3 protein-coding genes and 1 pseudogene are annotated in these 3,197 nt (G+C 66.6%); 1 reads left to right on the top strand and 3 read right to left on the bottom strand.

The window, feature by feature from the left end; genetic code table 11:
* The 3 genes and pseudogenes from ACE3O8_RS13235 to ACE3O8_RS13225 all read right to left on the bottom strand — a co-directional run.
* Window positions 1–186 (bottom strand): annotated as a pseudogene (locus ACE3O8_RS13235) (acyl-CoA thioesterase); the annotation flags it as partial.
* A gap of 2 nt (window positions 187–188) precedes the next feature.
* Window positions 189–1,502, bottom strand: a complete 1,314-nt coding sequence (locus ACE3O8_RS13230) for a cytochrome P450 (protein ID WP_374390482.1) — start codon at window positions 1,500–1,502, stop codon at window positions 189–191.
* Between the two features lie 86 nt (window positions 1,503–1,588).
* Window positions 1,589–2,479, bottom strand: a complete 891-nt coding sequence (locus ACE3O8_RS13225; protein ID WP_374390480.1) for a DMT family transporter — start codon at window positions 2,477–2,479, stop codon at window positions 1,589–1,591.
* Window positions 2,480–2,596: 117 nt separating this feature from the next.
* Between ACE3O8_RS13225 and ACE3O8_RS13220 the strand changes: the two genes are divergently transcribed.
* Window positions 2,597–3,187, top strand: a complete 591-nt coding sequence (locus ACE3O8_RS13220; protein ID WP_374390478.1) for a urate hydroxylase PuuD — start codon at window positions 2,597–2,599, stop codon at window positions 3,185–3,187.
* Window positions 3,188–3,197 lie beyond the last annotated feature (10 nt).

Genomic DNA, 3,197 nt, shown 5'->3' with positions numbered 1-3,197 from the left:
CGCGTCGTCCGCCGGGGCGCGGCGCAGGCGGCTCAGCGTGCGCACCCGCGTCTCCTCGAACAGCCGCGCGATGGCGACATTGTTCAGATGCGCGTTCGCATCCATGTCGCCATAGCGCGTCTGGATCGTCTCCCGCAGGCGGTAGGCGGCTGCGTCCAGCCGCCAGGCCTCGTCCTTCAGGCCCATCCTCAGGCCCAGGTCACGCGCACGGGCAGCGTCTTCAGCCCGTTCACGAAATTGGCGTAGGAATATTTCGGCTCGCCATCCAGCTCCACCGCCTTGATCTGCGGCAGCAGCTCCTCGAACAGGATGCGCAGTTCCAGCCGCGCCAGGTGCATGCCCAGGCACAGGTGCGCGCCATGCCCGAAGGCGACATGCCGGTTCGGGTCGCGATCCGCCCGGAACACGTCCGGCTCGTCGAACACCGCCTCGTCACGGTTGCCCGACAGATAGAACAGGCACAGCCCGTCGCCCTTGCGGATGGTCTTGCCGCCAAGGATCGTGTCCTCGGTCGCGGTGCGCATGAAATGCTTCACCGGCGTGGTCCAGCGGATCGCTTCTTCCACGAACAGCGGGATCAGCGACGGGTCGGCATGCAGCTTCGCCAGCTCGGCGGGGTTCTTCGCCAGTTCGCAGAAGCCGCCCGCGGCCGAACTGCTGGTGGTGTCGTGACCGGCCGTCGCCGTGATCACATAATAGGACAAGGCCTCCCGCTCGGGGATGGGCTGGCCGTCGATGGTGCCATTGGCGATCACGGTCGCCACATCGTCGCGCGGGTTGGCGCGCCGGTCCGCGATCACCTTGGCGAAATACTGGAAGAAGATCTGCGCCAGCTGCAGCAGGTCAACCTGCTTGTCGCCCGTGGAACGGCCCCACAGCGTGCTGTTCTCCGTCAGGATCTGCGACCGGGCGATCACGTCGGGATCCAGCGCGCCGAAGGTTTCCTGCGTCAGCTTCAGCATCATGGGCTCGTCCTCGCGCGGGACGCCCAGGATCTCCATGATCACCCGCAGCGGATAGAACAGCGCGACTTCGTTCACGAAATCCAGCCGCTCGCCCTTGGCGCGCATCAGCTCCACATGCTCGCGCGCGATCTGGCGCACCTTCGGCTCCAGGTTCTTCTTCACCGTGCCCGGCTGGAACCAGCTGTGCGTCACCTGCCTCAGCTTGCGATGTTCGGGATCATCCAGGTCCACCAGCGTGCGGAACAGGTGGGTGTCGCCCGTCATCTGCAGGATCCACTGCTCGCCCTCGATGGGCGAAAGGTAGGTGCGCTCCCGGTTGATGAACAGCTCGTTCGCCTTGGAGACCGCCGTGATGTCGGCATGGCGCATGATCGCCCAGAAGGGCCGGTATCCGCTGGGCTGCGTCCAGTGGACGGGATCGTCCCGGCGCAGCGCGGCATAGTCCGCCAGCAGCGTCGCGGGCTCGGTATAGACTTCGGGGTTCACGATGCGGTCGTCGATCGTGTCCCGGCTCCAGGTGAAGGGTTGTGTCGCCATCTCTGTCTCGCCTCCCAGCGGTTTCATCCCCTGATTGGCCGGGCAAAGGCGGGCTGCCTAGCTGTCAAGGCTGGGGGCTAACCGGCTCAGCCGGCGGGGGAGGCAGGCTCCGGCGCGGCCGTTGCGCGGCGGGCCTGCCAGATGCAGGCGGCCGCGATGATGATGGCGCCCGCCCAGGTGCGCGGGGCGACCGGCTCCGAAAAGAACAGCCAGCCGAACAGTGCGGCCCATACCAGCGCCGTATATTCGAACGGCGCCAGCACCTGCGCCTCTGCCCGGGCATAGGCGCGGGCGATGAACTGCAGGGCAACCGCGCCGGTCGCGCCTGCGGCTGCCACCCACAGCCAGCTTTCGCCGCTGGGCAGGATGGCGTCTGCCGGCACCGTCAGCAGCATGGGCACGAACAGCGCCGCCGCCGGGATGATGGCGCCCAGCAGGCTCACGATGGCGGGCCCATCCTTCGCCGCCCGCAGGCGCAGCAGCACGATGGTCAGCGCATAGGTCAGCGCAGACACCAGCACGGCGCCCACGCCCAGCAGCTGGCCGTCGTTCCACGCGCCGGGGTCGATCCCCACGGCCACGATCACGCCCGCGAAGCCCGCGATGCCGGCGACAAGGCTGCCGCCCTGCAGCCGTTCCTTCAGGATGATCGCGGCAATCGGCGGGATCAGCAGCGGCGCGATGAAGGCGATGGTCACCGCCTGCGCCAGCGGCAGCACCGTCAGCGACCAGAAGAACAGGAAGGCGGACAGCGCCAGGATCACCCCGCGCGCCAGGTGCACGGGCAGCATGTCGGCGGTGATGCGCGGCCGTCCCGCCTGCACCCAGATCAGCCCGGTGAAGAAGATCGCCGCCACATAGCGCCAGAAGGTCGCCATCACCGCGGGGTTCACCTCCACCAGCTTCTTCATCACCGCGTCCATCGCGCAGAAGATCGCGATTCCGATGATGTAGAGAAGGATTGGCCCCGCGCGCATGCCGCATCCGTTGGGCGCTTTGCGAAATGATTGCAACCGCTTCGCTTGGCTGGCATGAACGGGGCAGAAGCCGCACGAACGCGGTCCGACATTCAAGGGATTTTGAGGGGAACGGTCATGGCGAAACTACTCGGCAACCTGTCTTATGCCGTGCTTTTGGGCGCGGTTCTGCTGCTGGTGGTGCTGTTCGGCTTCCACGGCGCGCTGGTCGGCGGCGAAGGCTCCCACTTCGCGAACGGCATCTTCCGCTTCCTGCACGTGCTGTGCGGGATCATGTGGATCGGCCTGCTCTATTATTTCAACTTCGTGCAGATCCCCACCATGCCCAAGGTGCCCGCCGAGCTGAAGCCGGGCGTTTCCAAATATATCGCGCCCGAAGCGCTGTTCTGGTTCCGCTGGGCGGCGGCCTTCACGGTGCTGACCGGCCTCATTGTGGCGATGCTGTCCGGTTACCTGATCGAGGCGCTGACCCTGCAGCCCGGCTCGCGCGTGATCGGGCTGGGCATGTGGCTGGCGCTGATCATGGCCTTCAACGTCTGGTTCGTGATCTGGCCCAACCAGAAAAAGGCGCTGGGCATCGTGGAGGCCGACGCCGACACCAAGGCGAAGGCCGCGACCACGGCGATGATCTTCAGCCGCACCAACACGGTGCTGTCGCTGCCGATGCTCTATTGCATGGTGTCGCAGGGCGCGCTCGGCGCCGTCTGACGCGCCTGCC

The organism is Sandaracinobacter sp. (assembly GCF_041909755.1).
Lineage (GTDB): Bacteria > Pseudomonadota > Alphaproteobacteria > Sphingomonadales > Sphingomonadaceae > Sandaracinobacteroides.
The sequence above is the reverse complement of the archived record's forward strand: the minus strand, read 5'-3'. Positions and strand labels throughout refer to the sequence as shown.